Source organism: Actinomycetospora sp., assembly GCF_055612215.1.
The window spans coordinates 1-3,793 of record NZ_JBVPVA010000619.1; the positions used below are offsets into that span (position 1 = coordinate 1).

Genomic DNA, 3,793 nt, shown 5'->3' on the forward strand with positions numbered 1-3,793 from the left:
GCCCCGAGCGCCCCGTAGCCCGGCACCAGCAGGGCCATCGTCGCGACCTCGGCGACGGCGGCGGCCGGGATGCGCCGCGCCGCCGCACCGGCCAGCCCGCGTGCGACGAGGGCCTTGAGCAGCATGTCGCCGACGATCAGCCCGAGGGTGCCGAGGGCGATCAGCCGAGCCGGTCCGGCCGCGTCGGCGTACTCGGCCGGGAACAGCCGCCCGATCAACGAAGCGGGGCACACCGCCAGCACCAGCAGCATCGGCACGAGGGCCAGGGGCACCCAGCGCAGCCCGGTGACGAACCAGCCGTGCGCCTCGACCGCCCCGCGGGCGCGGGCCAGGAACGGGAACACGACGTCCGAGACGGTGCTGCCGACCAGGAAGGGCGCCTTCGCGAGGATGGCCGCGGCCTGGTAGCTGCCGATCGCGGCGACGGTGACGCCGTGGCCCTCGCCCAGGACGCCGAGGAGCAGGACGTCGAGCGTGCCGATCAGCCCGAAGCCGGCGGTAGCCGCGGCCATCGGCGCGGCCGCGGCGAACGAGCGCCAGCCGGCGACCGGGCCGCGCAGCCGGGGCAGCCGGTCGCGGACGGTCCACCACGCGAGGGCCGCAGCGGCGCCGGCGCCGATCAGCAGCGCCCAGCCGACCCCGAGGACGCCCGCCCCGAGCAGTGCGACGACCGCGACCCCCACCGCGACCTTGACCACGACCTCGGCCACCCGCGCGGCGCTCACGGCGGTGAAGCGCCGGGCGCCCTGCAGCCCGCCGATCAGGACCTGGCCGAGGGCGAGCAGCACGATGGTGACCGCGACGACCGCCGTGAGCCCCGCGCCGGCCCCGGGCAGGATCGCCCCGGTGGCGAGCTGGACACCGGCGAACCCGGCCGCGAGCGCCGACCCGAGCCCGACGTTGCCGACCAGGGCCGCCCGGAAAGCGGCCGCGGCGTCCGCCGACCCGGCCGCGCCGGACTCGTCGCGCGCGACCCGGCGGGCGAGCGCCCACGGGAAGCCCGCCGCGAGGACCGAGGTGGCCAGGAGCAGGACGGTCAGCAGCACGCTGACGGCGCCGAACTCCGCGGCGGGCAGCAGCCACGCGAGCGCCAGCCCGAAGCCGTAGTTGAGCGGCGCGGCCAGGGCGATCGCGCCCATCAGGACCGCGGTCCCGGCCGCGGCGGACTGGTGTCCTCGCAGGTCTCGCATGGTGGGCTCTCCTCGCTCGGGTGGCGAGGTCCAGCGTCGCCGCGACGGGGGTCCCGGCGGCATGGGGACGGCCCCCGAGCGCCGGGGGCGGGCCCTACCGTTCAGCCCGGCGACGAGCCCGCGACGACGCGCGCGTAGGTGGGCACGTCGATCCCCGACCCCGGCTCGAAGAGCTGGTCCTCGAAGGCGAGGTACCAGGCCTCGAGGTCGCAGTCGCGGGCGTAGCGGCCGGCCTGCACCATCTGCGCCGCCTCGTCGTCGGACTCCGCGGTCCCGCCGGTGTTGGCCTGCCCCGGCGGACCCGGGTTCTCGGCCACCACCTCGAGACCAGCCGCGCGGGCCAGGGCGATCGTCCAGCGCTGCGTCGCCCCCCGCTCGAGCCCGGCCACGGTGAGCGAGGCGGGTGTGTCGTCGGGTCGGCACGTGTCCTGCGGTGGGACGGCGGCCCGCGCCCGGACGGCGCTGTCGTCGTCGAGGCTCGTGAAGTCCACCAGCAGCCGCGACGGCGGGGACTGCGCCCGCAGCCGGGCGTCGAGGTCGGCGAGGACGCCGAACTGCGCGGGGTAGTCGGTCCCCTTCTCCAGGGCTCCGTCGGGGTCGGCGCGACCGTCGAGCAGGCCGCCGACCGCCTCCTGCCGGTCGGCGGGCAGCACCCCGCGCCCGGCCAGCGGGACGTGGACGTCCCCGGTGAACCCCGCGTCGCGCAGCGCGTCGGCCAGCCACACGACCGACCCGGCCAGCGAGCCGGTGTACCAGGCGTACCAACGGCTCGCCGCGTCCGCGGTGACCGGCGTGCCCAGCCACGTCGGGGTCCCCGGGACCCAGCCGGGCATCGGCGACGGGTCCACCCCGGCGGCCCGTCCGGAGCCGCCCTGGGCGGCGCGGTCGAAGGCCCAGAAGGTGCCACTGCCGGGGGCCGACCCGGGATAGCCGAGCTCCCCGGCGAGCCGCACGGCGGCCACGTGCTCGAAGCCCACCCGGTCGGCGACCGCGCGGAGGTACCCGACGCCGGCCTCGCGCGCCGCGGCGCTGAACACGAGGTTGGCCTCGCCGTCGGAGGAGGTCTCCCCGTTCTGGTCGCGGAAGCTCGCCGACGGCAGCGCGAGCACCCACGACGGCGGGTTGTGCATCCCGAGCCCGAGCACGACCGTCAGGCCCCCCGCGGCGCAGGCGGCGATCCGGGCCCGGACGGAGTCCAGGTAGGCCTCGTCGACGACGCCCGGCGCCGGTTCCGCCTGCGCCCACTGCATCTCGGTCATCGCCGTGGTCGCCCCGGCGCGGCGCAGCGCGGCGACCCGGTCGGGCGTGCAGGAGGACCCGAGCACCCCGAACGCCGGCCGCTGCGGCGCGGCCGAGCCCAGGCCGCCACCGGTCACCGTCAGTACCGCCACGACCGCCACGACGACCACCGCCGCCACCACGCCGACCCCCGCCGGCCACCCCCGCAGGCGCACGGCTCAGCCGCTCTCGGAGACCGGCGGGACGTCCTGCCCGGCCGCGACGGCCGCGTCGAGGGCGGGCCGGTCGATCTGCCAGACGGTCGTGTCGCCGTACGTGGGCCCGTGGGCGGTGAACACCGGACGGGCGTGCTGGGTGATCCAGGTCAGCACCTGCGGCGCCGCGTCCCCGTACCCCTGCTCCAGGGGGCGGGACGAGGTGAGCACGTACTGCGCGTCGTTGTCCCGGAGCTGGGTCAGGCTCGGCCACTCGCCCCAGCCCGCGTGGGGCAGGAACGCGAGCTGGGCGACCGGCCCGGTCAGCCCGACACGGGCGCCGGGTGGAAGGTTCGCCTCGGCCCAGGCCCGGGTCTGCGGGAAGGTGTCGTCGACCGTGAGGCGGGCCGAGACCCCCAGGACGAGGGTCGCGACGACGAACACCGAGGCCACGACGGCGAGGGGCCGGCGCAGCCGCGGCCGGCGGTCGCGGAGCTCGGCGATGGAGGTCGCCGAGACGACGACCGCGACGACGACCGTGTAGTAGCCGAACTGCTCCTCCAGGGCCCCGGCCGTCGCGGCGTACACCCCGAACACGCCGGTGGACACGCCGATCAGGCCCATGAGCCGCCGTGCCGTCGACTTCGCGAACACCGTCCCCAGCCCCGCGAACAGGCACACGCCGAGCAGGACGTAGCTGGTGCCGAAGCGGGCGAGCTCGGCGATCAGCCGGTCGACCAGGTTCACGTTGGACGCGTGGAAGCCGGTCATCTGGTCGAGGCCGATCATGCGGCGGATGCCGCCGGTCTTCTGGGAGGTCCACTCGGCGAGGTCGCCCTGCGCGGCGACGACGGAGACGAGCACGGCGTAGGGCAGCAGGGAGCCCAGCAGGACGCGGCCGGTCTGGGCCGGTCCGAGGGTGCGCCGCCACACGACGGCGAGGAGCAGCGGGACCACGATCTGGATGGCGGTCATGTCCTTAGTGGTCAGCGCGAACCCGAACACCACCCCGACCGCGACCTCGCGCCAGCGCCGGACCCACGGCGTCGCCGGGTTGGTCAGCACCCCGAGGAGCAGCAGCCAGGCCCCGAGCGTCCACATCGTCGCCGGGGTCTCGAGCATGACGCGGCTGTCGTTGCGGAGGATGAACGGGTCGAAGGCGAGCACCGC

3 protein-coding genes are annotated in these 3,793 nt (G+C 76.6%); all 3 read right to left on the minus strand.

What is annotated here, in order from left to right; all coding sequences use genetic code 11:
* The coding region (locus AC0CYZ_RS17060; protein ID WP_472217447.1) for an oligosaccharide flippase family protein at positions 1–1,190 on the minus strand (1,190 nt) is incomplete at its 3' end.
* A 101-nt stretch (positions 1,191–1,291) separates the two neighbouring features.
* Positions 1,292–2,608, minus strand: a complete 1,317-nt coding sequence (locus AC0CYZ_RS17065; protein ID WP_472217448.1) for a beta-galactosidase — start codon at positions 2,606–2,608, stop codon at positions 1,292–1,294.
* Between the two features lie 39 nt (positions 2,609–2,647).
* A partial coding sequence (locus tag AC0CYZ_RS17070; RefSeq protein WP_472217450.1) for a hypothetical protein occupies positions 2,648–3,793 on the minus strand: 1,146 nt, incomplete at its 5' end.